Origin of the sequence: Burkholderia sp. BCC1993, from assembly GCF_905339865.1 — a bacterium.
In the GTDB taxonomy this organism is placed as follows: Bacteria; Pseudomonadota; Gammaproteobacteria; order Burkholderiales; family Burkholderiaceae; genus Burkholderia.
In genome coordinates, this window is the sequence record NZ_CAJPGZ010000012.1 from 132,439 (window position 1) to 155,855 (window position 23,417).

Annotated in this window: 19 protein-coding genes; 9 read left to right on the top strand and 10 right to left on the bottom strand. The window is 68.5% G+C overall.

The annotated features are described in order from the left end of the window. Positions 1-76: 76 nt before the first annotated feature. The gene (locus U4Y91_RS21325) at positions 77-304 is read left to right on the top strand and encodes a prevent-host-death protein (RefSeq protein ID WP_321806867.1); all 228 of its coding nucleotides are present in this window, start codon (positions 77-79) and stop codon (positions 302-304) included. Beyond that, positions 304-684, top strand: a complete 381-nt coding sequence (locus U4Y91_RS21330; RefSeq protein ID WP_014895868.1) for a type II toxin-antitoxin system VapC family toxin — start codon at positions 304-306, stop codon at positions 682-684. The genes U4Y91_RS21325 and U4Y91_RS21330 overlap by 1 nt, the downstream gene beginning before the upstream one ends. Before the next feature lie 21 nt (positions 685-705). On the opposite strand, the gene dapA is transcribed toward U4Y91_RS21330, so the two are convergent. Continuing rightward, the gene (dapA, locus tag U4Y91_RS21335; protein ID WP_321806749.1) at positions 706-1,599 is read right to left on the bottom strand and encodes a 4-hydroxy-tetrahydrodipicolinate synthase; all 894 of its coding nucleotides are present in this window, start codon (positions 1,597-1,599) and stop codon (positions 706-708) included. Between the two features lie 452 nt (positions 1,600-2,051). On the opposite strand from dapA, the gene U4Y91_RS21340 reads away from it, so the two are divergent. Beyond that, entirely contained in the window at positions 2,052-3,071 is a 1,020-nt protein-coding gene (locus U4Y91_RS21340) for a sulfate ABC transporter substrate-binding protein (protein ID WP_321806750.1), read from the top strand. Positions 3,072-3,239: 168 nt separating this feature from the next. Further along, positions 3,240-4,208 (top strand): ion channel, encoded by a 969-nt coding sequence (locus U4Y91_RS21345; protein WP_321806751.1) that lies wholly within the window; start codon positions 3,240-3,242, stop codon positions 4,206-4,208. A 74-nt stretch (positions 4,209-4,282) separates the two neighbouring features. Here U4Y91_RS21345 and U4Y91_RS21350 read toward each other — a convergent pair whose 3' ends face one another. Continuing rightward, a complete protein-coding gene (locus U4Y91_RS21350; RefSeq protein WP_044846169.1) occupies positions 4,283-4,897 on the bottom strand; it encodes a glutathione S-transferase family protein in 615 nt (204 codons plus the stop codon). Between the two features lie 473 nt (positions 4,898-5,370). Here U4Y91_RS21350 and U4Y91_RS21355 point away from each other — a divergent pair, with 473 nt between their 5' ends. From U4Y91_RS21355 to U4Y91_RS21365, 3 genes are all read left to right on the top strand, one after another. Then, on the top strand, positions 5,371-5,928 hold the full coding sequence (locus tag U4Y91_RS21355; protein WP_321806752.1) for a sugar O-acetyltransferase: 558 nt from the start codon (positions 5,371-5,373) through the stop codon (positions 5,926-5,928). 820 nt (positions 5,929-6,748) lie between these two features. Continuing rightward, positions 6,749-7,069: a hypothetical protein gene (locus U4Y91_RS21360; RefSeq protein WP_321806753.1), complete on the top strand. Its 321-nt coding sequence runs from the start codon at positions 6,749-6,751 to the stop codon at positions 7,067-7,069. 1,032 nt (positions 7,070-8,101) lie between these two features. After that, positions 8,102-11,674, top strand: coding sequence for an indolepyruvate ferredoxin oxidoreductase family protein (locus U4Y91_RS21365; protein ID WP_321806754.1), 3,573 nt, complete (start codon positions 8,102-8,104; stop codon positions 11,672-11,674). Between the two features lie 87 nt (positions 11,675-11,761). Here the strand turns inward: U4Y91_RS21365 and U4Y91_RS21370 are convergent, their stop codons facing one another. Beyond that, the gene (locus U4Y91_RS21370) at positions 11,762-13,429 is read right to left on the bottom strand and encodes a Na+/H+ antiporter (protein ID WP_321806755.1); all 1,668 of its coding nucleotides are present in this window, start codon (positions 13,427-13,429) and stop codon (positions 11,762-11,764) included. Between the two features lie 291 nt (positions 13,430-13,720). On the opposite strand from U4Y91_RS21370, the gene U4Y91_RS21375 reads away from it, so the two are divergent. Together U4Y91_RS21375 and U4Y91_RS21380 are read left to right on the top strand one after the other, a co-directional pair. Then, on the top strand, positions 13,721-15,007 hold the full coding sequence (locus U4Y91_RS21375) for an EAL domain-containing protein (protein WP_321806756.1): 1,287 nt from the start codon (positions 13,721-13,723) through the stop codon (positions 15,005-15,007). Between the two features lie 79 nt (positions 15,008-15,086). Further along, positions 15,087-15,812, top strand: a complete 726-nt coding sequence (locus U4Y91_RS21380) for a copper homeostasis protein CutC (RefSeq protein ID WP_321806757.1) — start codon at positions 15,087-15,089, stop codon at positions 15,810-15,812. Positions 15,813-15,999: 187 nt separating this feature from the next. On the opposite strand, the gene bioB is transcribed toward U4Y91_RS21380, so the two are convergent. From bioB to U4Y91_RS21415, 7 genes are all read right to left on the bottom strand, one after another. After that, positions 16,000-17,019, bottom strand: coding sequence for a biotin synthase BioB (gene bioB / locus U4Y91_RS21385; RefSeq protein WP_321806758.1), 1,020 nt, complete (start codon positions 17,017-17,019; stop codon positions 16,000-16,002). 36 nt (positions 17,020-17,055) lie between these two features. Continuing rightward, positions 17,056-17,775 carry a dethiobiotin synthase gene (bioD, locus tag U4Y91_RS21390; RefSeq protein WP_321806759.1) on the bottom strand — a complete coding sequence of 240 codons (720 nt, stop codon included), beginning with the start codon at positions 17,773-17,775 and terminating at the stop codon, positions 17,056-17,058. Next, positions 17,772-18,983 (bottom strand): 8-amino-7-oxononanoate synthase, encoded by a 1,212-nt coding sequence (gene bioF / locus U4Y91_RS21395; protein ID WP_321806760.1) that lies wholly within the window; start codon positions 18,981-18,983, stop codon positions 17,772-17,774. Before bioF ends, bioD begins: the two co-directional genes overlap by 4 nt. Beyond that, positions 18,983-20,326 (bottom strand): adenosylmethionine--8-amino-7-oxononanoate transaminase, encoded by a 1,344-nt coding sequence (gene bioA, locus U4Y91_RS21400; RefSeq protein WP_321806761.1) that lies wholly within the window; start codon positions 20,324-20,326, stop codon positions 18,983-18,985. Before bioA ends, bioF begins: the two co-directional genes overlap by 1 nt. Before the next feature lie 564 nt (positions 20,327-20,890). Continuing rightward, positions 20,891-22,150 carry a dienelactone hydrolase family protein gene (locus U4Y91_RS21405; protein ID WP_321806762.1) on the bottom strand — a complete coding sequence of 420 codons (1,260 nt, stop codon included), beginning with the start codon at positions 22,148-22,150 and terminating at the stop codon, positions 20,891-20,893. A 107-nt stretch (positions 22,151-22,257) separates the two neighbouring features. Further along, positions 22,258-22,695: a YchJ family protein gene (locus U4Y91_RS21410; RefSeq protein ID WP_321806763.1), complete on the bottom strand. Its 438-nt coding sequence runs from the start codon at positions 22,693-22,695 to the stop codon at positions 22,258-22,260. 39 nt (positions 22,696-22,734) lie between these two features. Beyond that, complete coding sequence (locus tag U4Y91_RS21415; protein WP_321806764.1) at positions 22,735-23,412, bottom strand: SDR family oxidoreductase; 678 nt, start codon at positions 23,410-23,412, stop codon at positions 22,735-22,737. Positions 23,413-23,417 lie beyond the last annotated feature (5 nt).

Genomic DNA, 23,417 nt, shown 5'->3' on the forward strand with positions numbered 1-23,417 from the left:
CTCGGCTGGGCGTTCGGCCTATTGGAGGGACGGGGCGAATGTCGTGACAATGGTGGATCACTCAACGGAGGCCATCATGCAAGTTGCCACTGTCCCGGAAGCCGCGCTCGATCTTCAGCGGCTTCTCGATGCCGCGATCGCCGGCGAACGCGTCGTGATCATGCAGGACGGCAAGCAGTCGGTCCGGCTCGTGCCGCTCAAGCCGATTCATCATTACGGGCTCCTCAAGGGGCAGATATGGATCGCGGACGACTTCGACGCACCGCTTCCCGATGATTTGCTGGATGCGTTCGAAGGAAAGTGATGCGGCTGCTATTCGATACGCACATCTTTCTCTGGATGTGGGCCAATGATCCGAAATTGAGCGCTCGCGCGCGCAATCTGATTGCCGAAGCCGACGAGGTGTTCATCAGCAGCGCGAGCATCTGGGAAGTCGCGATCAAGGCCGGGACGGGGAAGCTGGACGTGGATGTGGACCGGATGGTCGAAGCGATTGCGATGAGCCGATATCGGGAGCTGCCGGTTCGGGCCGCGCACGGCGCAGCCGTGCGCTATCTGCCCCACTACCATCGCGATCCGTTCGACCGCTTGCTGGTCGCGCAGGCCTGGTCCGAACCGATGCTGCTGATTACCGCCGACGGCCATCTCGCGCAGTATGGCGCGTCGCGGATTCTGACGGTCTGAAACAGTTTCGGGAGCGAAATCCTACGCTGCCGCGACCACCTGCGCCGACGCCTCCAGCGCCGCGCACAGCTTGTCGAGCCGCTCCCGCAACCCCTCGCTCGCCGGCACGAACGGCAGCCGCAGCCCGTCCTCGCACCACCCCTGCGCAGCCAGCACCGCCTTCACCGGCGCCGGATTCGGCTCCGCGAACAGCGCCGCGACGAGCGGCTGCAGCGCGACCGACAGCCGTCGCGCGTCGGCGAGCCGGCCGTCGCGCAGCAGCGCGTGGATGCGCACGTGCCATTCGGGCAGCACGTGCGCGCTGCTGGCGATCGCGCCATGCGCGCCGGCACACAGCGCGGCGAAGTTCTGGTTGTCGTCGCCGGAGAGGATCGCGAGCGGCGTCTCGTGCACGAGCCGGCTCATCCGGTCGAGCGTTCCGCCGCACTCCTTGATGCCCGCGACGCGCGGATCGCGCGCGAGCGCCTGCAGCGTCTCCAGTTCGACGTTCACGCCGGTGCGATACGGGATGTTGTAGACGAGGACCGGCAGGTCGGCCGCCTCGACGATCGCCTCGACATGGCGGCGGATCCCGTCCTGCGTCGGCCGAACGTAGACGGGCGGCGTGACGAGCAGCCCGTCGGGCCGCAGCGCGGCGAGTTCGCGTGCGCGGGCGGCCGCGAAGTGCGTCGCGCTCGCGGTGAGCCCGACGACGATCGGCAGGTCGGGCACCGCATCGCGCAGCGTCGCGAACACGGCGTCCTGTTCGCGCGCGTCGAGCAGCACGCCTTCACCGGTCGTCGCGCCCGCGACGAACCCGGCGATGCCCGCCGCCGCATAGTGACGCGCGAGCCGCGCGAGCGCGCCGTGGTCGACCTCGCCGTCGTGGAACGGCGTGATGAGCGGCAGCCAGATACCTTCGAAACGTGTGTGCATGCAAAGCCTCATGGTGGAAACGGAGTGGGAAGGAACCGTTCCGCCGGCGGTGTGCCGGAGCGAGGCGTGCGAGCAAGGAGTATGAAACGACTCGCGGGCATCCCGTCCGGCATTCGCCTGACGGGACGCGACGCCCCCGTCAGTCGAGGTGTCGTTTTTTCAGTTTCAGCCCGGCCGCGCGCGCGCCTGCCGCGATGGCGGCAAGGATCGAGGGCGAACGCGGGGCAACGGACATGGATGAACCGTGAAAGGGGCTGAGCGGCGATCTTAACACCGGATCCGGCGCGTACGCGAGCGACGCGCCCCGCTTAGCAGGATTCGAGATTTGCTTTCCACGACAGATTGGAAAGTGCGTCGCGCCCGGCCGTTAGAATGCCCGCTTACGTTTCGATGACAGCGCGTACGCGTGCCGTCACGCATATTCACCACCACTGGAAACGGGGCATATCACGATGGCAAGCATCAAGGGGATCGGCCGCTGGCTGCACACGGGCACCGCGGCGGCGCTGGTCGTGGCGGCCACGGCCGCGCATGCGGACACGTCGATCCTGAACGTGTCGTACGACGTGACGCGCGAACTGTACAAGGACATCAACACGAGCTTCGCCGCCGCCTACAAGCAGCAGACGGGTGAAACGGTGACGATCAAGCAGTCGCACGGCGCGTCGAGCGCGCAGGCGCTGTCGGTGTTGCAGGGGCTGCAGGCCGACGTCGTGACGATGAACCAGCCGAACGACATCGACCTGCTCGCCGAGCGCGGCCAGCTGCTGCCGAAGGACTGGCGCGCGCGCTTCCCCGACGGCAGCTCGCCGTACTCGACGACGATGGTGTTCCTCGTGCGCAAGGGCAATCCGAAGGCGATCAAGGACTGGAGCGATCTCGCGAAGCCGGGCGTGCAGGTGATCATCGCGAACCCGAAGACGTCGGGCAACGGCCGCTACGCGTACCTCGCCGCGTGGGGCTACCAGAAGCAGAAGGGCGCGACCGACCAGCAGGCGCTCGACTTCGAGAAGGCGGTGTTCCGCAACGTGCCGGTGCTGGACTCGGGCGGCCGCGGCGCGACGACGACCTTCACGCAGCGCGGCATCGGCGACGTGCTCGTCACGTTCGAGAACGAAGTCGCGCTGATGGACGCGGGCGCGTCGGGGGCGGAATTCGACGCCGTGTACCCGTCGGCGAGCATCCTCGCGGAGCCGCCCGTCGCCGTCGTCGACAAGGTTGCCGACAAGAAGGGCACGCGCAAGGTCGCGCAGGCGTATCTCGACTACCTGTACACGCCGCAGGCGCAGGAGATCATCGCGCAGCACCATCTGCGCCCGCGCGACGCGACCGTGCTGAAGAAGCATGCGGCCGAGTTCAAGCCGCTGAAGACGTTCAGCGTCGAGCAGGTTTTCGGCAGCTGGGCGAACGCGCAGAAGACCCACTTCGCCGACGGCGGCACGTTCGACCGCGTGATCGTCGACCGCAAGTAAGCACGACCGCACGCCGCGCGTGCAGGCTGAATGACCGCGAAGCCGGCCGCCCATGCGGCCGGTTTTTTTTCGCGCCGCACGCGCAGGCCCGCTCCGCATCGCTGCGCATTCCCGGCCGCCGCCTGCGCGTGCTACGCTCATCGCCTCCTTGCTTCAGGCCCTCGCGCGATGAACGTCGATTCGTCCTCCCCAGCCTCCCGCGGCCGCGGCCGCAAGATCTGGTCGGGCACCCGCCCCGTGATCGCGTACGGGATGCCGCCGCTCGGCTGGCGCGACCTCTATCACCGCGCGCTGACGGTGAGCTGGCCCGTATTCTTCCTGTCGCTCGCGGTGCTGTTCCTGCTGCTCAACGGCGGTTTCGCGACGCTCTACCTGCTCGGCCGCGCGCCGATCGCGAACCAGTCGCCGGCCGGGTTCGCCGGCGCGTTCTTCTTCAGCGTCGAGACACTCGCGACGGTCGGCTATGGCGACATGCATCCGCAGACCGTCTACGCGCACGTCGTCTCGACCTTCGAAATCTTCATCGGGATGTCGGGCATCGCGCTGGCGACCGGCCTCGTGTTCGCGCGCTTCTCGCGGCCGCAGGCGAAGATCCTGTTCGCGCGTTACGCGATCGTGCGTCCGCTGAACGGGCGGATGACGCTGATGGTGCGCGCCGCGAATGCGCGCCAGAACGTGATCGCCGAAGCGCAGGCGAAACTGCGGCTGATGCGCGTCGAAGGCACGCACGAGGGTTATACGCTGCGCAAGATCCACGACCTGCCGCTCGTGCGCAGCGAGCATCCGATCTTCCTGCTCGGCTGGAACCTGATGCACGTGATCGACGAAACGAGCCCGCTGTTCGGCGAGACGGCCGAGTCGCTCGCCGCGCGCGACGCGTCGCTGCTGATCACGATCGAGGGCTCCGACGAGACGACCGCGCAAGTCATGCAGGCGCGCTACTCATGGGCGCATGCGGAGATCCGCTGGCGTCACCGCTATGTCGACCTGATGCACGACGAAGGCGGCATCACGCACATCGACTACACGCATTTTCACGAAGTCGTGCCGGTCGACACCGATACGGACGAGCGCGGCTCGCCGGGCGTGGTGGTCGAGGCCGGCACGGCTGCGCAGGCGCCCGGGCCGGCTGCATGACGGCCGTGAGCGGCGCGAACGGGCGCCGGCCTCCGGGCGCGGCCGCCGCGACGGAAGGCCGTGCCGTTCACGCGTCACGCATGCAGCAGGCGCGCCGCTTCGCGCTGTTCGACCGCGACCGCGCGGCGATGGCCGTCGCGATCCTCGGCGCGCGCGACGTAGTCGCCGAGCACGCCTTCGTGCGGCAGCAGGTGCGCGTCGAACGCGATCTTCAGCGTGCTGGCGAGCAGCAGGTCGGCCGCGGTGAAGTGATCGCCGACGAGCCAGCGGCTGTGGGCGAGCGTTTGCGCGAGCGCACGCTGCACGCGCGTGATGTTGCCCCAGCCGAAGGCGACCGGATTGCCCGACGCGCCGGTGAATTTCTCGGCCATCGCCGGCTCGAGGCAGGTGGGCGTGAAGAACATCCACTGCAGGAAGCGGCCCCGCAGCGGATCGTCCGGTGCAATGCCGAGCCCGGCGCCCGGGCAGCGATCGGCGAGATAGAGCAGCACGGCGCCGGATTCGGCGAACGGTTCGCTGCCGTCGTCGAGCGCGGGCAGCTTGGCCATCGGATTGACCTGGACGAACGCGTCGCTGCCCTGTTCGTGCGATCGCAAGTCGATCGGCACGAGTTCGTAGACGGCGCCGATTTCCTCCAGCATCCACAGCGCCCGGAATGCCCGGGTCTTCGGCCAGTAGTAGAGCTTCATCGCGCCTCCGCGTATGGGTGTGCGTGTCGGGTCGGTGGATGCTCAAGCGTACCCGAGCGGGAGAGGTTCGGACAGGGGCGGGCGCAGAATGAAGCGGATCGCGGCGTTGCGACTGGCGGCGGGTTGTGCGGGATCGAGAGAGCGCGACCTGATGACGAATTTCTCCCGCAAGGCTTGTGTGGTGGGGATTCATTAGATGACTAGTTATAGATTTACTAGTTTTGAATCGAGGTGTGAATTCCCGACCGAATACTGCACGACTACGCTGTCCGCCAATTGTTTGCGGCAGTGCCACGGCCGGCAGCACGAGCCCCACGATGCTCGGCGGCGGACCGCAAAACGCGAAACCGGGCCGCACTTTTGCGGTTCGCCCCAGTAATCGAATTCAAGCTCATGCGATCACATTCGGCGAATCGGGCGCGATCGTCAGGCGCCGCATGCCGGCTCGATCTCACACGGAGAACAGGCAACGAATGGCGAACGACGACCGGACTACGATCATTCCCCGACGCACGCCCGAATCGGCCGCGATGCGCGCCGAGCTCAGGCGAACGATGGCGCTCACCGCGCGGCTCAACCGTCTGACGTTCGACGATGCGGATGAAGTCCGAAGACTATTCGGAGAACTGATCGGCAAGCCGATGGATGAAGGCTTCCTGTTGATCCCGCCGTTCTACGCGACGGGCGGCGCCGATACGCGTATCGGCTGCAACGTGTTCGTGAACCAGAACTGCACGTTCTACGACCTCGGCGGCCTCGATATCGGCGACGACGTGATGATCGGGCCGAACGTCAGCCTCATCACGTCGGGCCATCCTGTCGAACCGTCCCGCCGACGCGACGCCGTCGTCGCCCGGCCGATCGTGATCGGGAGCAACGTGTGGATCGGCGCGGGTGCGACGATCATCGGCGGCGTGACGGTCGGCGACAACTCAGTGATCGGCGCGGGTTCCGTCGTGACGAAAAGCGTTCCGCCCAACACGCTGGTCGGCGGAAACCCGGCGCGGATCATCCGTTCGATCGCGGATTGACGAGGCTTGCGATTGCCGACCGCTGCGGTGCGGATGTGGACAACTTGCCCCTTCGTTCAGTCGGAATGCTGTGAATTCGAGCGGTGAGCACGCGGCGGGAAGCCGAATCTGCGGGTCTTTCCGGCATTCGAAGCGCGTCGCTGGCAGACGCATGAACTGGCGTTGTCGACGCGCGAGCCGTGAATGTCCGGGCAGCATCGGTTGTGGATATCCCGACCTCCAAATCACTCGTCACGCTGTGCATTGCACCGGTGAGAGTGACCGCATGTGCCGGATCGACGACGCAGGGTGTGGACAACCAGCGTTCACAACAACGAAAAATGCTGTGCTTCGGAACGGTGAGCGTCGGCATCCGATCGCGCGCGAGGCTTGCCTGATGCGGATTTCAGGCCGTCCGGCGGATTTCGGTGCGATGCGCATTCTAACGGCGCGTACGAATCGGCGATAGATCGGGACCCGAGTCGCGGTGTGGATATCCTGCCGCAGGATTCACTCGGCGCGCTGTGTATTTTGATGGTGAGCGCCGGCGCCTGATCGACTCAGGCGTCAGCTTGGGCGCCCGTTGCCGATCGTCGACAGGGCGTCGAGGGTCGCGCATTCTAACCGCACTGGCGATTGCGTGTTCCGTTCGGGCGCGTGTCTCGATGCGGACATCGCAGTTCCGAAGCGACTCGGCGCACTGTGTTTTGCATGGGTGAACGCGACTGTCCGATCGGCTGGCGGCCCGCTCCCGCGCGGCTCTCCGGCTCCAGACACAAGGCTTGCCAAGCGATTGCGGGTAGCGCCGTTCACGCTCGGTTCGGTATCTTCGCGCGATAGCATGCCGACGCTCACCGTTGGATTTCACAGCGTCTTGAGTGGTTGTTGGGGCGAGCTATCCACACCCGAGTTGGTGCCTCGTTCGATCGCCTTGCCGTTGCTCACCATTGAGATTCACAGCGTTTTGAGTTGGCGTGGGTCGGGTAATCCACATCCGAATCGCCGCTCTCGTCTGAACTGCATGCTGTCGCTCACCGTTGAAATTCACAGTGTTTCGAGTTGGTGGGGTGGGCTATCCACACCGGAATCGGCGTCTTCATTCGATCGGGCGCAGGTGCTCACCATTGAAATGCACAGCGTTTTTTCTGTCTGCTGGTGGTGATATCCACACCCGCGCCGGCATATCGTTAGATCGCGCAATCGCGCCCTGACGGGCTTAAATGTCGAGCGGACGCTTGCGAAGCGCGTGCGATCCAAGCGAGGCCCGTCACCCAGAACGCGGCACTCGGCACCAGGTACCCAGAGCCCAGCGCGCGACAGCCAGAACTCGGCACCCAGCATCGAGCGCTCAGAACGCGGCACCTGGCATCGAGCACTCAGAACGCAGCACTCAGAACGCGACACCCTGAACGTAACAGCACCCAGCACCCAGCACCCAGCACCCAGCGCCCAGAACGCGCCAGCCGCACACACACCACTATCCCGCGTCACCCGCCGGCCGGACTCGTTTTGGAACGTTGCCAAGGCAGGCAGAGATGTGGATATCACGCAACCGAATCGACTCGCAATCCTGTGCATCCGAACGGTGAGCGCGAAGGTCGCCTCCGCCGAGCGGCGATCAGAAGATGTGGATATCTGCTGGCGACATCGACTCGTCGCGCTGTGTATTTCAACGGTGAGTGTCGAAATCCGCTCGATTCGCGGACCGAATCCGGTATGGACATCTGGCCCTCGACGCAACTCGAAACCCGGTGCGATCGAACGGTGAGTGCTTCGGCCTGTTCGGCCCGCGGTCCTGGCTGACATTGTGGACACCTCCGATTCGCGACCAATCCGAACGCTGTGCATCCTGACGGTGAGCGCGTGCCCGTTCAACCGCCCAAACCCTTGTCACACGGGGCCGCAAGCGCCTCCCGCCGCCCGCGCAGGCCGCCCCCGCAGTCCCCACGGTTTCGAGACAACCGGCCAACCCCGCACGACACACCCCCAGCCAGCCCCCGCCACCCCGCGCGAGAACTCTCTCAATTCCCGCCCAAAACCTGCGCAGTTTTTCTCACTCCGGCGCCGCCTGCGCAAGATGAGAAAAAACTTTCTCGTCTCTCCGCGAAAAAATAGAGCCATCCAGCCCCTCCCCGGCGGGCGTCGCCCGACGCACCGGTGCGCGGCCCAGAACACACAATCAGGAGACATCCCCATGACCGCCCGCCTGCCCGTCGACGGCACGCCCGCTCTATCCGACTACCGCCTGACCGACAACCTGACCGCCACGCGCGGCCGGATCTTCCTGACCGGCACGCAGGCGCTGGTCCGCCTGCTGCTGATGCAGCGCGCGTCCGATACCGCGCAGGGCCTGAACACGGCCGGCTTCGTCAGCGGCTACCGCGGCTCGCCGCTCGGGATGGTCGACCAGCAGCTGTGGAAGGCGAAGAAACTGCTCGACGGCAGCGGCGTGCGCTTCCTGCCCGCGATCAACGAGGAACTCGGCGGCACCGCCGTGCTCGGCACGCAGCGCGTCGAATCGGACCCGGAGCGCACCGTCGATGGCGTGTACGCGATGTGGTACGGCAAGGGCCCCGGCGTCGACCGCGCCGGCGACGCGCTGAAGCACGGCAACGCATACGGTTCGTCGCCGCACGGCGGCGTGCTGGTGGTGGCGGGCGACGACCATGGCTGCGTGTCGTCGTCGATGCCGCACCAGAGCGACTTCGCGATGATCGCGTGGCACATGCCGGTCGTGAACCCGTCGAACATCGCCGACATGCTGGAGTTCGGCCTGTACGGCTGGGCGCTGTCGCGCTACTCGGGCGCATGGGTCGGCTTCAAGGCGATCTCGGAGACCGTCGAGTCGGGCTCGACCGTCGATCTCGACGCGCTGCAGACGCAATGGCCGGCGCCGGCAGGCTTCACGCCGCCGGCGGGCGGCCTGCACAACCGCTGGCCCGACCTGCCGAGCCTCACGATCGAAGCGCGCCTCGCCGCGAAGCTCGACGCGGTGCGCCACTTCGCGCGCACCAACAGCATCGACAAATGGATCGCGCCGAGCGCGCACGCGAATGTCGGCATCGTCACGTGCGGCAAGGCGCACCTCGACCTGATGGAGGCGCTGCGCCGGCTCGACCTTACCGTTGCCGACCTGGAAGCGGCCGGCGTGCGGATCTACAAGGTCGGCCTGTCGTATCCGCTCGAGATGACACGGATCGAAACCTTCGTCGACGGCCTGTCGGAAGTGCTGGTCATCGAAGAGAAGGGCCCGGTGATCGAGCAGCAGATCAAGGACTACCTGTACAACCGCGCGGACGGTGCACGCCCGCGCGTGTTCGGCAAGCACGACGCCGAAGGCGCGTGCCTGCTGTCCGAGCTCGGCGAGCTGCGCCCGTCCCGGATCCTGCCGGTGTTCGCCGCCTGGCTCGCGCGGCACAAGCCGGCGCTCGACCGCCGCGAGCGCGTCGTCGATCTCGTCGCGCCGCAGATCCTGTCGAACGAGGCGGACGCGGTGAAGCGCACGCCGTACTTCTGCTCGGGCTGCCCGCACAACACGTCGACGAAGGTGCCGGAAGGCTCGATCGCGCAGGCCGGCATCGGCTGCCACTTCATGGCGTCGTGGATGGAGCGCGACACGACGGGCCTGATCCAGATGGGCGGCGAGGGCGTCGACTGGGCCGCGCACGCGATGTTCACCAACACGAAGCACGTGTTCCAGAACCTCGGCGACGGCACCTACTTCCATTCGGGCATTCTCGCGATCCGCCAGGCGGTCGCCGCGCAAGCGAACATCACGTACAAGATCCTCTACAACGACGCGGTCGCGATGACGGGCGGCCAGCCGGTCGACGGCAGCATCTCGGTGCCGCAGATCGCGCGGCAGGTCGAGGCGGAAGGCGTGTCGCGCTTCGTCGTGGTATCCGACGAACCGGAGAAGTACGACGGCCATCACGGGCAGTTCCCGAAGGGCACGACGTTCCATCACCGCAGCGAACTCGACGCGGTGCAGCGCGAGCTGCGCGAGACGCCGGGCGTCACCGTGCTGATCTACGACCAGACCTGCGCGGCCGAGAAGCGCCGCCGCCGCAAGAAGGGTGAATTCCCCGACCCGGACAAGCGGCTGTTCATCAACGACGCGGTGTGCGAAGGCTGCGGCGACTGCGGCGTGCAGTCGAACTGCCTGTCGGTCGAGCCGCTCGAGACGCCGCTCGGCCGCAAGCGCCGCATCGACCAGTCGTCGTGCAACAAGGACTACTCGTGCGTGAACGGTTTCTGCCCGAGCTTCGTGACGGTCGAAGGCGCCGCGCTGAAGAAGGCCGCGGGCGCGGCATTCGACGAAGCCGCGCTCGCCGTGCGCGTCGACGCGCTGCCGGTGCCTGCGACCCATCTCGACGCGGCGCCGTACGACATGCTGGTCACGGGCGTGGGCGGCACGGGCGTCGTGACGGTCGGCGCGCTGATCAGCATGGCCGCGCACCTCGAAGGCAAGAGCGCGTCGGTACTCGACTTCATGGGCTTCGCGCAGAAGGGCGGCTCGGTGCTGTCGTTCGTGCGGATCGCGTCGAGCGACCGATGGCTGAACCAGGTGCGCATCGACACGCAGCAGGCCGACGTGCTGCTCGCGTGCGACATGGTCGTCGGCGCGAGCGCCGAGGCGCTGCAGACGGTGCGCCACGAGCGCACGCGGATCGTGGTCAACACGCACCGGATTCCGAACGCGTCGTTCGTGCAGAACCCCGACGCGAACCTGCACGCGGATGCGCTGCTCGAAAAAATGCACCATGCGGCCGGCGACGGCTACCTGTCGAGCTGCGACGCGCAGGCGCTCGCCGCGAAGTTCCTCGGCGACTCGATCGGCGCGAACATCCTGATGCTCGGCTACGCGTGGCAGCTCGGCCTCGTGCCGGTGTCGCTCGCCGCGATGATGCGCGCGATCGAGCTGAACAACGTCGCGGTGCCGATGAACAAGCTCGCGTTCGCGATCGGCCGGATGGCGGCCGGCGACGCGGCGGGCCTCAATGCATTGTGGAACGCGCGTCACGCGGTGGCCGCGCAGGTTGTGCCGGAGACGCTCGCCGAACTGATCGCCGATCGCGAAGCGCGCCTCGACGCATACGGCGGCGTCCGTTACGTCGAGCGCTACCGCGCACTGGTGAACGCGGCGCGCGTGAAGGGCGACGATGCGCTGACGCGTGCGGTCGCGACGACGTTCTACCGGCTGCTCGCGGTGAAGGACGAATACGAGGTTGCACGGCTGTATGCGGACGGCGCGTTCCGCACGGCGCTCGAAGCGCAGTTCGAAGGCGTGCCGGGGCAGGACTATCGCGTGAAGTTCAACCTGGCGCCGCCGACGGTCGCGAAGGCCGACCGCGACGGCAGCGTGCCGAAGAAGCGCGTGTTCGGCCAGTGGATGTGGCCGGTGCTCGGCACGCTCGCGCGCGTGCGCAGCCTGCGCGGCACGTGGCTCGATCCGTTCGGCCGCACGGCCGAGCGCCGGATGGAGCGCGCGCTCGCGGACGACTACGAAACCACGCTCACGCGCGCGTTCGCCGCGACGACCGCCGGCAATGCGGCGCAGGTCACGCAGCTGGCAGATCTTCATGCCCGCGTGCGCGGCTTCGGTCACGTGAAGGTGCGCAACCTTGCGGGCGTGAAGCGTGCGGAGCGCGAGCTCGCGCTGCAGCTCGGCATCGACGCGGCGACGAGTGCGGCCGTGCAGCACGCGCTCGACGAGATGAAGGGCGCGGGGATGCTGAAGGGAATTCCGGTCGTCGTCGCGAAGTAACGCCGCGGCGGGCGGAGATGAAAACGGCGACGCTCGTGCGTCGCCGTTTTTTCGAGAGGCCGTGCGATCGCATCGCGGCGCAGCCGCTCAGACGAGCCCTTTCTTGCGCGTCGACAGCGCCGTTTCCGACAGGTCGATCTCGCGGATCAGCTTCGTCAGCGTCTCGTCGGAAATCCTGCTTTCGCTGCGCAGCCGGTACAGCACCGAACGTTCCGCGCGCACCGCCGCGATCCGCATCTGCAGTTCCATCGTCTCCGTCTGCTTGGCTTGCGCGTGCGGGGTCGGGCCGTCGTCGGCGAGCGCGGCGAGGCGGCGGCGGTACTGGTCCATCACGCGCGCCGAGATGTCCGCGCAGCGCGCGGCGCCCGATTCGTCGAGATCGGCCGAGATCGCATCGTGCGACGAGTCGATCGCGCGGATCGCGGCCTGCGCGGCGGCCGCGCGCGCGGTGCGCTCCTCGTCGGCGAGCGGGTTGCGCGTCGAGCGCACGCCGCGCAGCAGCAGCGGCAGGCCGATCACCGCGACGATCAGCGAACCGAGAATCACCGCCGATGCGACGAAGATCGCGGTGTCGCGCCCGGGCAGCGGCGCGCCGTCGGACAGCGCGACGGGGATCGACAGCACGCCCGCGAGCGTGACCGCGCCGCGCACGCCGCCGACCGTCATCACCGCGATCGTGCGCACGCCGGCCATCGTGCCGGCGAGGCCCTGGCGCGCGGCGCGGCGGCTCGCGATCCAGCGCAGCAGCCAGACCCACAGGAAGCGGATCGCATACAGCGCGATCATCATCGCGCACACGTTGAAGATCATCCGGCCGACGAGCGCGTCGCTCGTGTGGTGCGCGTCGACGAGCGCGCGGCCGATGATGTGCGGCAGCTGCAGCCCGAGCATGATGAACACCATGCCGTTGAACACGAACTCGATCATCGCCCACGTGCTTTCGGCCCGCACGCGCGACGCGACGGTGCTTTTGCGGGAGAAGCTCGTGTAGTTCATCATCATCCCGGCCGACACGGCCGCGAGCACGCCCGACAGCTCGAGATGCTCGGCGAACAGATAGGCGGCGAACGGCACGAGCAGCGTCATCACGATGCCGGGGGCCGGATCGCCTTCCTGCTCGGCGTTCAGGAAGCGCGTCGACAGCGCGCTGAACCCCCACGACACGAGCGCGCCCGTCGCGAGCCCGCCGGCGGCGACGATCACGAACGTGATCGACGCATCGCGCAGCGAGAACATGCCGGTGAGCGCGGCCGCGACCGCGAACTTCAGCGCGACGAGGCCCGACGCGTCGTTCATCAGTGCCTCGCCTTCGAGGATATGCATCAGTTGCGGCGGGATCCGCCCCTTGCCGGCGATGCCCGACAGCGCGACCGCGTCGGTCGGCGACAGCACGGCCGCGAGCGCGAACGCGATCGGCAGCGGCAACTCGGGTATCAGCCAGTGCGCGAAGTAGCCGACTGCGAGTACCGTCATGAACACGAGCCCGAACGCGAGCATCAGGATCGCGCGGCGCTGCAGGTACAGCTCGCGTTTCGGAATCCGCCAGCCGTCCGCGAACAGCAGCGGCGGAATGAACAGCAGCATGAAGATTTCGGGATCGAACGTGACGTGCAGGTTCAGCTTCGGCCACGCGAGCATCGCGCCGAACGCGATCTGCATCAGCGGCAGCGGAAGCTGCAACGGCAGGATGCGTGTGACCGCGCCGGACAGCGCGACGGTCAGTAGCAGGATCAGGACTGTGAAGACGATTTCCATCGAGACGGCGAGTGCGGAGAATGAAACGACCGTCCGGAGTTTAGCGTGACGACGTGACGGGTGCGTTCGAGTGCGCCGGTGCGCATGCACGCGAACGGTGCATCCGGCCTGCGCCACGCTGGTGCGGCGCCGCCGCAGGCAGGCGCGGCGCGCGTGTTCGGCCCTTGCACGGACCTTGCTTGATGCTTGCGTACCGTCCGGCACCGGCCGGACAACCGAGGATTCCACCATGACATTGCGCGCGCCGTCTCAACCAACCGCCGCGTTCGGCTGCATCACCAGGAGGGCGCCATGACGATCGCGCAACAGGAGCGTCCGGCCACCGCATCGCCGTATCGTTTCGAGCGGGAGATGAGCTCCGGCCTCGAGCGCCTGGCGACGCAGCATCGCGACCTGTCGCTCACGACCGTGTTCCAGCCGATCTTCAGCCTGTCGCACCAGCGCGCGGTGGGCTACGAGGCGCTGCTGCGCGCGCATGACGCGCTCGACCGCGCGGTGTCGCCGCTCGACGTGTTCGGCGAGGCCGCGCGCCAGGGCGAACTGCTGCAGCTCGACCGGCTCGCGCAGGCGCTGCATCTCGAGAACTTCGCGCTGCTCGGCGCCGAGCGCGAGTGGCTGTTCCTCAACGTGCATCCGGGCGTGCTGACCGACCCGTTCCAGGCCGCCGCGTTGCTCGCGAACCTGAAGCGGATCGGCATGCCGCCGCGCCGCGTCGTGCTCGAAGTGCTCGAACAGCGCGCGGAAGACGTCGAGCGGCTCGCCGAGGCCGTGCGCGAATTCCGCGCGCAGGGTTTCCTGATTGCGCTTGACGATTTCGGCGCCGGTCACTCGAACCTCGAGCGGATCTGGCAGCTGAACCCGGACATCGTGAAGCTCGACCGGATCATGCTGTCCCACGCGGCGCACCGCACGGGGCTCACCGCGATCCTGCACGGGCTCGTCACGCTGCTGCACGAGGCCGGCAAGCTCGTGCTCGTCGAGGGGATCGAGACCGAGCACGACGCGCAGATCGCGCTGTCGTGCGAGGCCGATTTCGTGCAGGGCTATTTCTTCGGCCGCCCGGCCCCCGGGCTGCCCGACAGCGTGACCGCGACCGGTTGCATCGGCGAGCTGACCGAGCGCTTTCGCCAGCAGACCGAAGCGCGCGAGCGGCGCGACGCGCAGCGGCTCGCGCCGTACCTGCGCGCGTTCGAGCGCGCGGCCGAGCGGGTGGCGGCCGGCGAGCCGCTCGACGAGGTGTGCTGGAACTTCCTCGCGCTCGACGATGCCGCGCGCTGCTTCCTGCTCGACGCGCGCGGCCGGCAGGCCGGCCGCAACGTCGTGCTGCGCGCGGACCGCGCGCTCGCCGAGGCGCGCTTCTCGCCGCTGTCGGATGCGCAGGGTGCGAACTGGCTGCGCCGGCCGTATTTCCGCACGGCGATCGCCGAGCCCGGACGCGTGCAGGTGACGCGCCCGTACCTGTCGATCAACGAGGCGCAGCCGTGCGTGACGCTGTCGGTGGCGGTGCGCATCGGCGATGCGCAGCACGTGCTGTGCGGCGATATCGACTGGATCGACGAGGAAGCGGGCGGCGCATAGCGACGGCGGCGTCGCGCTGGCGCCGTTCACGCCGCTCGGCTAGGATGCGCGAATTGTCCTGACGATTCGCGAGCCGCCGATGAACCGAACCGCCGCTTCCGCCGTTCTCCTCGAAGTGATCGCCACCACCGTCGGCGACGCGAAGGCCGCTGCCCGCGCGGGCGCCGACCGGCTCGAACTCGTGACCGCGATCAGCGAAGGCGGGCTCACGCCGAGCGTCGGCCTGATCGAGGCCGTCGTGGCCGCCGTGGCGATCCCGGTGAACGTGATCGTGCGGCCGCACAGCCGCGCGTTCGTCTACGACGCCGACGACCTGCGCGTGATCGAGCGCGACGTGCGTGCGGCCGTCGCGGCCGGTGCGAACGGTGTCGTGTTCGGCGCGCTCGATGCGCGCGGCGACGTCGATCTCGCTGCGCTCGAGCGCATCGCGGCGGCCGCGGACGGGCGCGACCTGACGTTCCATCGCGCGTTCGACGTGTCGCGCGACCTCAATGCCGCGTTCGACGCGCTGCTGCGCGTGCCGGCCGTCACGTCGGTGCTGACCTCGGGCGGCCATCCGTCGGTGCTCGACGCGGTCGCGACGATCACGCGGCTGGTGCGGCAGGCGGCAGGCTCGACCTGCACGGTGCTGGCCGGCTCGGGCCTCACGATCGACGCGGTCGGCGATTTCGTCCGCGCCACCGGCGTGCGCGCGGTGCACTTCGGCTCGGGCGTGCGGCCGCGCGGCGAGGTGCTGGCGCCCGTCGACGCGCAGCAGGTCGAGCGCGTACGCGCGGCGCTCGACGGCGCGGCGGCGCACGTGTGACGCGCCTGCTGAAGCCGCGCCGACGCGCACGCTAACGGGCGGGCTCGACGCTTCGATCCGGCGCGCGGGCAAGACCGCGATGTGCCACGCGCAGGCCGGCCCGGCGCAGACGATCGGACGAAAAAAAACCGGGGCATGCCCCGGTTTTTTCGTCTGCAACGCGCGCTGAACGACGCGAGGCGGCCGCTTACGCGTTCTCCGCCAGCGCGTCGGCCTGGCTCGCGCGGATGCCGAGGCGCTCGAACAGCGCGCGGTCGCGCTGCGTCTGCGGATTGCTCGTGGTCAGCAGCTGGTCGCCGTAGAACATCGAGTTCGCGCCCGCGAGGAAGCACATCGCCTGCATCGCGTCGTCGAGCTGCTCGCGGCCGGCCGACAGCCGCACGACGGCCTTCGGCATCGTGATGCGCGCGACCGCGATCGTGCGCACGAACTCGAACGGGTCGAGCGGTGCGGTGCCTTCGAGCGGCGTGCCCTCGATCGCGACGAGGTTATTGATCGGCACCGACTCCGGATACGGGTTCAGGTTCGCGAGCTGCGAGATCAGGCCCGCGCGTTCACGGCGCGATTCGCCCATCCCGATGATGCCGCCGCAGCACACGTTGATGCCCGCGTCGCGCACGCGGTCGAGCGTGTCGAGACGATCCTGGTACGTGCGCGTCGAGATCACCTGGCCGTAGAACTCCGGCGACGTGTCGAGGTTGTGGTTGTAGTAGTCGAGGCCGGCGTCGGCGAGTTCCTTGGCCTGCTCGTCCTCCAGCATGCCGAGCGTCATGCAGGTCTCGAGGCCCAGTTCCTTCACGCCGCGCACCATCTCGGTCAGCGCCGGCATGTGGCGCTCCTTCGGGTTGCGCCATGCTGCGCCCATGCAGAAGCGGCTCGCGCCGTTCGCCTTGGCCGCGCGCGCGGCGTCGAGCACCGTGTCGACGTCCATCAGCTTCTCGGCCTTCAGGCCCGTCTCGTGGTGCGACGACTGCGAGCAGTAGCCGCAATCCTCCTCGCAACCACCCGTCTTGATCGACAGCAGCGTCGACAGCTGCACCGCGTTCGCGTCGAAGTGCTCGCGATGCACCTGCTGCGCGCGGAACATCAGGTCGTTGAACGGCAGCTCGAACAGCGCGACGACGTCGGCGACGCGCCAGCGCTGCGGCGCCGGAGCGGCCACGGGGATCGCGTCGGGTTGCACGGCGGCGGTCTGGGCTTGGGTCATGGTGGTTTTCCTGTCGTGAATGCGGGGATCGGGGCGTCAATGCTGCGCGCGGCGCAGCGTGTCGACGAGCGCGGCGATGTCGAGCATCGCCGCGGCGGATTCGGGGGCGGCCGGGCGCAGGTGCGCGATGCGGCCGAGGAGCGGCGCGCGATGTTCGCGCGCGAGCCAGTCGCGGATCGTCGCGACGTTCTCGTCGGCGTACGGCATGGCCGGGTCGACGTGGTTCGCGACCCAGCCGGCGAGCGTGAGGCCGCGCTGGCGGATCGCGTCGGCCGTCAGCAGCGCGTGGCTGATGCAGCCGAGCCGCACGCCGACGACGAGCACGACCGGCAGGCCGAGCGCGACCGCGAGATCGGCCGTGTCCTGCGTGTCGTTCAGCGGCACGCGAAAGCCGCCGACGCCTTCGACGACGACGACGTCCGCGCGCGTGAGCGCCTCGCGGTGGCTCGCGACGATCGTGTCGAGGTCGATCGTCACGCCCTCCTGTGCGGCGACGATATGCGGCGCGGCCGGCGCCTTCAGCAGGAACGGCGTGCGCAGCTCGGGCGGCAGCACGACGTTCGCGGCCGCGTCGAGCTGGTCGGCGTCCTCGTTGCGCCAGACGCCGTCGCGTTCATACGCACCGGCGGCGACGGGCTTCAGCGCGGCCGCACGCAGGCCGTGACGTGCGAAGCCGTGCAGCATCGCGGCCGACACGAAGGTCTTGCCGATCTCGGTGTCGGTGCCGGTGACGAAAACGGAAAGCGGTGCGTTCATGCGGCTTGCTCGCTGGCTTCGAGGAGTGCGGTTTCCAGCCGCGCGAGATCGTCGAACGAATGTGCGGCCGACAGCGAGATGCGCAGCCGCGACGTGCCGGCAGGCACCGTCGGCGGCCGGATCGCGGGCACCCACAGGCCGTGCGCGTCGAGCGAGCGCATCGCCGCGAGCGTCGCGTCGTTGCTGCCGATCACGAGCGGCTGCACGGCCGTGTGCGAATCGACCGGCTGCCAGCGTGTCATGCGCAGCAGCGCGCGCGTGCGCTCGATCAGCGCGGCGAGGTGCGCGCGTCGCGCATCGCCCTCGTCGCCGGCGATCACCTTCAGGCTTGCCGATACCGCATGCGCGACCGCGGGCGGTGCCGCCGTCGTGAAGATGTAGCTGCGCGCGCGCTGGATCATCCATTCGATCACGGTCTCGTGCGCGATGACGAACGCGCCCGCGACGCCGGCGGCCTTGCCGAGCGTGCCGACGTACACGAGGTTCGGCGAGCGCAGCGCGGCGGCCGCGAGCGCGCCGCGGCCCTGCGGGCCGAGCACGCCGAAGCCGTGCGCGTCGTCGACGACGAGCCACGCGCCGTGGCGTTCGGCCAGCGCGACGAGTTCGGCGAGCGGCGCGAGGCCGCCGTCCATGCTGAACACGGTGTCGCTGACGATCAGTTTCGTTTCGGCCTCCGACGCATCGAGCAGCGCGGCGAGCGCCGCCATGTCCGCATGCGGATAGACCTGCACGGTCGCGCGCGACAGCCGGATTCCGTCGATCAGCGACGCGTGGTTCAGCGCGTCGGAGAAGATCGTCGCCTGCTTACCGGTGAACGCCGTCATCGCGGCGAGGTTCGCCATGTAGCCGGTGCTGAAGTACAGCGCGCGCGGCGCATCGGAGAAGCCGCCCGCGAAGCCGGCAAGCTCGTCCTCGAGCGTCGCGTGCGCGCGCGAATGGCCGCCGAGCAGATGCGAGCCGCCGCTGCCGGAGCCGTAGCGCTGCGCGCCTTCCGCGAACGCGACGACGAGCGCCGGATGCGCGGCGAGGCCGAGATAGTCGTTGCTCGCGAAGCCGACGATGTCGCGGCCGTCGACGCGCATGTGCGCGTCGCACGCGGTGTCGGCGGTGCGGCGCACGCGGCGCAGGCCCTGCGCATCGAGTTCGGCGAGGCCGCGCTGCAGCGTGTCGAGCAGCGGCGTGGTCGTTTTCGGTGACGGCTGTTTCATCACGCGGCCTCCGCAAGCGTCGCGTCGAGCGTGTCGCGCGTGCGTTGCGCGAGCCACGCGATGTCGTCGTCGCTCATCACGTACGGCGGCATCAGGTACACGGTCGTGCCGATCGGGCGCAGCAGCAGTTCGCGCTCGAGCGCGCGTTCGAAGAAGCGTCGCGAGAAGCCGCGTGCCGCCTCGCCATCGAGCGCGACGTCGAACGCGAACAGCGTGCCGCGCTCGCGCAGGTGACGCACTTGCGGGTGCGCGCCGAGCGGCGCGAGCGCGGCGCGCATCGCGGCCGACTTGCGCACGTTGGCGGCGAGCACGTCGTCGCGCGCGAACAGGTCGAGCGTCGCGACGGCTGCGCGGCACGCGAGCGGGTTGCCGGTGTACGAATGCGAATGCAGGAAGCCGCGCGTCGTGTCGTCGTCGTAGAACGCCGCGAACACGTCGTCGCGCGTGAGCACGAGCGACAGCGGCAGGTAGCCGCCGCTGATGCCCTTCGACAGGCACAGGAAATCGGGCCAGACGCCGGCCTGCTCGCACGCGAAGAAAGTGCCGGTTCGGCCGCAGCCGACCGCGATCTCGTCGGCGATCAGGTGCACGCCGAATTCGTCGCACAGCGCGCGCAGCCCGCGCACGTACGACGGATCGTGCATCGCCATGCCGGCCGCGCATTGCACGAGCGGCTCGACGATCAGCGCGGCGATCCGGTCGGCGCGTTCGGCGAACAGGCGCCGCACGTCGTCGAGCGCGCGGCCCGCGACGTCGGCGGCCGTCTCGCCCGGCAGCGCGCCGCGCGCGTCGGGCGACGCGACCACGTGCGCATGGCGGATCAGCGGGTCGTACGCGTCCTTGAACAGCGCGACGTCGGTCACGCCGAGCGCGCCGATGGTCTCGCCGTGATAGCTGTTCGCGACGCACACGAATTCGCGCTTGTCCGCGCGGCCGCGGTTGCGCCACGCGTGGAAGCTCATCTTCAGCGCGATCTCGACCGCCGACGCACCGTCCGACGCGAAGAACGCATGGCCGAGCGTGCGATCGGTGAGCGCGTGCAGCCGCTCGGCGAGCTCGATCGCCGGCTCGTGCGTGCAGCCGGCGAGCATCGCGTGCTCGAGCGTGTCGAGCTGGTCCTTCAGCGCTGCGTTGATGTCCGGGTTCGCGTGGCCGAACAGGTTCACCCACCACGAGCTGATCGCGTCGAAGTAACGGCGGCCGTCGCGGTCGTACAGCCACAGGCCCGCGCCGCGCGCGACGGGAATGAGCGGCAGGCGCTCGTGGTGCTTCATCTGGGTGCAGGGATGCCAGACCGCGCGCAGGCTGCGCGCGACCCAGTCATCGGTGGCTGGCGTACTCAAGGCGACTCCGGGGAGTAAAACGGCGGCGGGTATCGAACGGAATACCGCGCGGCGACAGACGGAAAACGCGCTGAGATTAGCGTGTTCCGCCGCGCGTTGCACTACCGGTTACAAACACCGCAGAGCCTTGCCGGGCGGGAGTTCGACGCAGATCAGGGGTGCTCGGGACGGTACGCGCCAGATACCCCGAAATGACCGCAGATGACGACGTTCGAGTGACACCCCCCGACAGAAAAAAATCGTCGGGCAGGCGGGCGCGGGAGGGGTGAAAAATCGGGGCGGGAAGGAAAAAAGGGGCGCGAAGTGTGACGCAATGCGCGCGGCGACCGGCGACCGGTGCGTGGAATCAGGTGCCGCTGGCGTTCGGAAAAGGCGGGAAAAGGCCGGAAAAGGCCGGCCAAGGACATCAGAGGATGTTACGGGCGGGGTGCTCGCCCGCTGACTCACAAGCGCGCGAGAATGGGTGTGCGAACCCCGTCGCGGACCGCGCACGCTCACGAAACGGAAGAGGGGAAAGAGACGCGGGGAGAACGCGATCCTGACGCGCGTCGCGACCCGCGCGCGTCAGCGCGAAGCCAGTGCGCGCGCGTCGGCGTCGCCGTTGTCGGCCGTCTGCGTCGCGTTCGCGTTCCACACGACGCGGTCGTTGACCGCATACAGCTTGCATGCGCCCGCGCCCTGCTTCGAGCAGTTGTCGAGCGCGAGCGCCATCGGATCGTCGCCGCCTTCGGCCCACGACCATGCGCCTTCAGCCGACACCGCGAATGCGCGGCTCGGATGCTGGCTCAGGAAACGGCGATAGCCTTCGCGGCCGGCTGCGTCGAGGAACGGCACCGCCTCGACCGCATCGATCGACGCATAGCCGGTCGCATTCGGCTCGTGCGGATTCGCGACCGCGTAGCGCACCGAGGTCGGCAGGTTCAGTTCCGCGAGGAACGCATGCACGGCCGGCCACCACACGGGCACGCCGTCGCGATCGACGATCAGCCGGTGCGCGTCGTCCTTGTAGCGGCCGAAATCGATGAACTGCGCCTGCGTGCCGTGCGACACGTAGGCGTCGTGCATCTGCGCGACGAGCGCGGGCGTCCACACCGAATCGTTGTCGCCGTACAGCCACAGCGACCGGACGGCCGTATGCGCGCCGTACTGGTCGAACGCGTCGACGAGATTGTGCTGCCAGCCGTCGCAGAGGTCCTGGCGCAGCCCGCCGGAGAAGTTGATGATGCCGCGCACGCCGGGCGCCGCCTCGGTGCCGTATGCGACCGACACGAGGCCGCCGTGCGACGTGCCCGCGACGACGATGCGCGACGCATCGATATACGACTGGCGCGACATGTAGCGGACCGTCGCGTCGACGTCGGCGGCCTGCACGAGGCCGTTCTTGCCGACGTTGCAGCCTTCCTGCTGGTACGCGCCGCCCGACCCGGCGAAGCCCTGGCGGTTCGGCGCGATGACCGCATAGCCGCGGCGCACGAATTCACGCGCGAACGCGAGCGGCCGGCTGCGCGGCTGCTGGTGAAGATCGCCGGTGTTCTTGCCGTGGTTGAAGACGACGAGCGGGAACGGGCCGGGGCCGTTCGGCTTGAACAGCGTGGCCTCGAGCATCACGGCGCCCGACGCATCGGCCGGAATGCTGACGATTTGTTCGTTGAGGTTCGCGGCGACCTGCGGGAGGCCCGAATCACCGTAATCGAAGCGCTCGGCATGGGCGAGCGAGCCGCTGGCCGTGGCCGCGCCGGCATGCGCGTTCGGCGCCGTACCGGCCTGAGCGGCCGACAGCGCACAGGCCGCCATCCATCCCACCAATACCTTGCTGAACGCCATTCGTAAGCCCTGCCATGCAACATGACCAATCTGACGGCCATCGTAGCCCGACAAATTCAGGTTGTGCAATGCGGGAATTACCCGGCGTCTGACATGGCAACTATTTGTCAGCGTTCACTTACTTCGCCGTCGACATAGCGCCAGAAACCGTGCTCGTCGCGGGTGAAACGACTCGTCTCGTGGAGCCGGTACGCCCGCCCGCCGACCTTGTAGCGGGCCACGAATTCGACCTCCGCGTGCTGTTCGTCGAGCTTGGCATGGCGTTTGACGGCGAGGCCGAGCCAGCGCGGCGCGTCGGGCGAATTCGGGTCCGCATCGAGATCGGCCGGGCAGGTGCGCGCGTCCCAGGTCGCGCGCAGGTAGTCGGTCGCGCCGAGCACATACGCGCTGTACCGCGAGCGCATCAATTCGAGCGCGGTCGGCGCGGCTTCGCCGCTGTCGATGAAGCGGCCGCAGCAGGCCGCATAGCGTGGCGCCGGGGCTTTGCCGGCAGGGACAGGGGACGCGCCGCCGCACGGGCACGCGTCAGGTCGGTTCAAAATCATGCGATTCGTGAATTAACGACGCCGGGTTGTCATGCCGGCTCACCAGCTGAGCTCGACGCCGTCGTACTGGAAGAAACGGCCGTTGGCCTGCGACACGTCCGCGCCGGCTTCCGCGATCACGCGGCGCATGCCGGTCACGCTGGTCTCCGGATCGATCGCGGCCTGCGCGCCGCCCATGTCGGTGCGCACCCAGCCGGGATGGAGTGAGATGCAGGCGGCGTGGCGCGTCTGCAGCGATGCGATGCGCAGCACGTCGTTCAGCGCGGCCTTGCTCGCGCGGTACAGCCAGCCGGTCGTGCCGGTCGCCTCGGCGATGCTGCCCATCCGGCTCGAGACCACCGCCAGCACGCCGCGTGCGTCCTCGACGAGCGGCAGCAGGATCGGCAGCAGTTGCATCGGCCCGCGCACGTTCGTATGCATCACCGCGTCGAAATCCTCGGCGCCGATCGTTTCGACCCCTTCGGTGCGCGGCCCGTACACGCCCGACACGAGCACCGCCGCGTCGAGCCTTTCGCCGTCGAGCTTCCAGCCGAGCGCCGCGATCTGTTCGGGCTGCGCGATGTCGAGCGCATGCGCGTGCGCGCCGCGTTCGCGCAGCGCGGCGAGCGATGCGTCGTCGCGCGCGGTCGCGATCACGTTCCAGCCGTCGCGCCGGTATTGCCGGACGAATTCGCGTCCGAGGCCGCGCGATGCGCCGACGATCAGTACGGTTTTCATGTTCG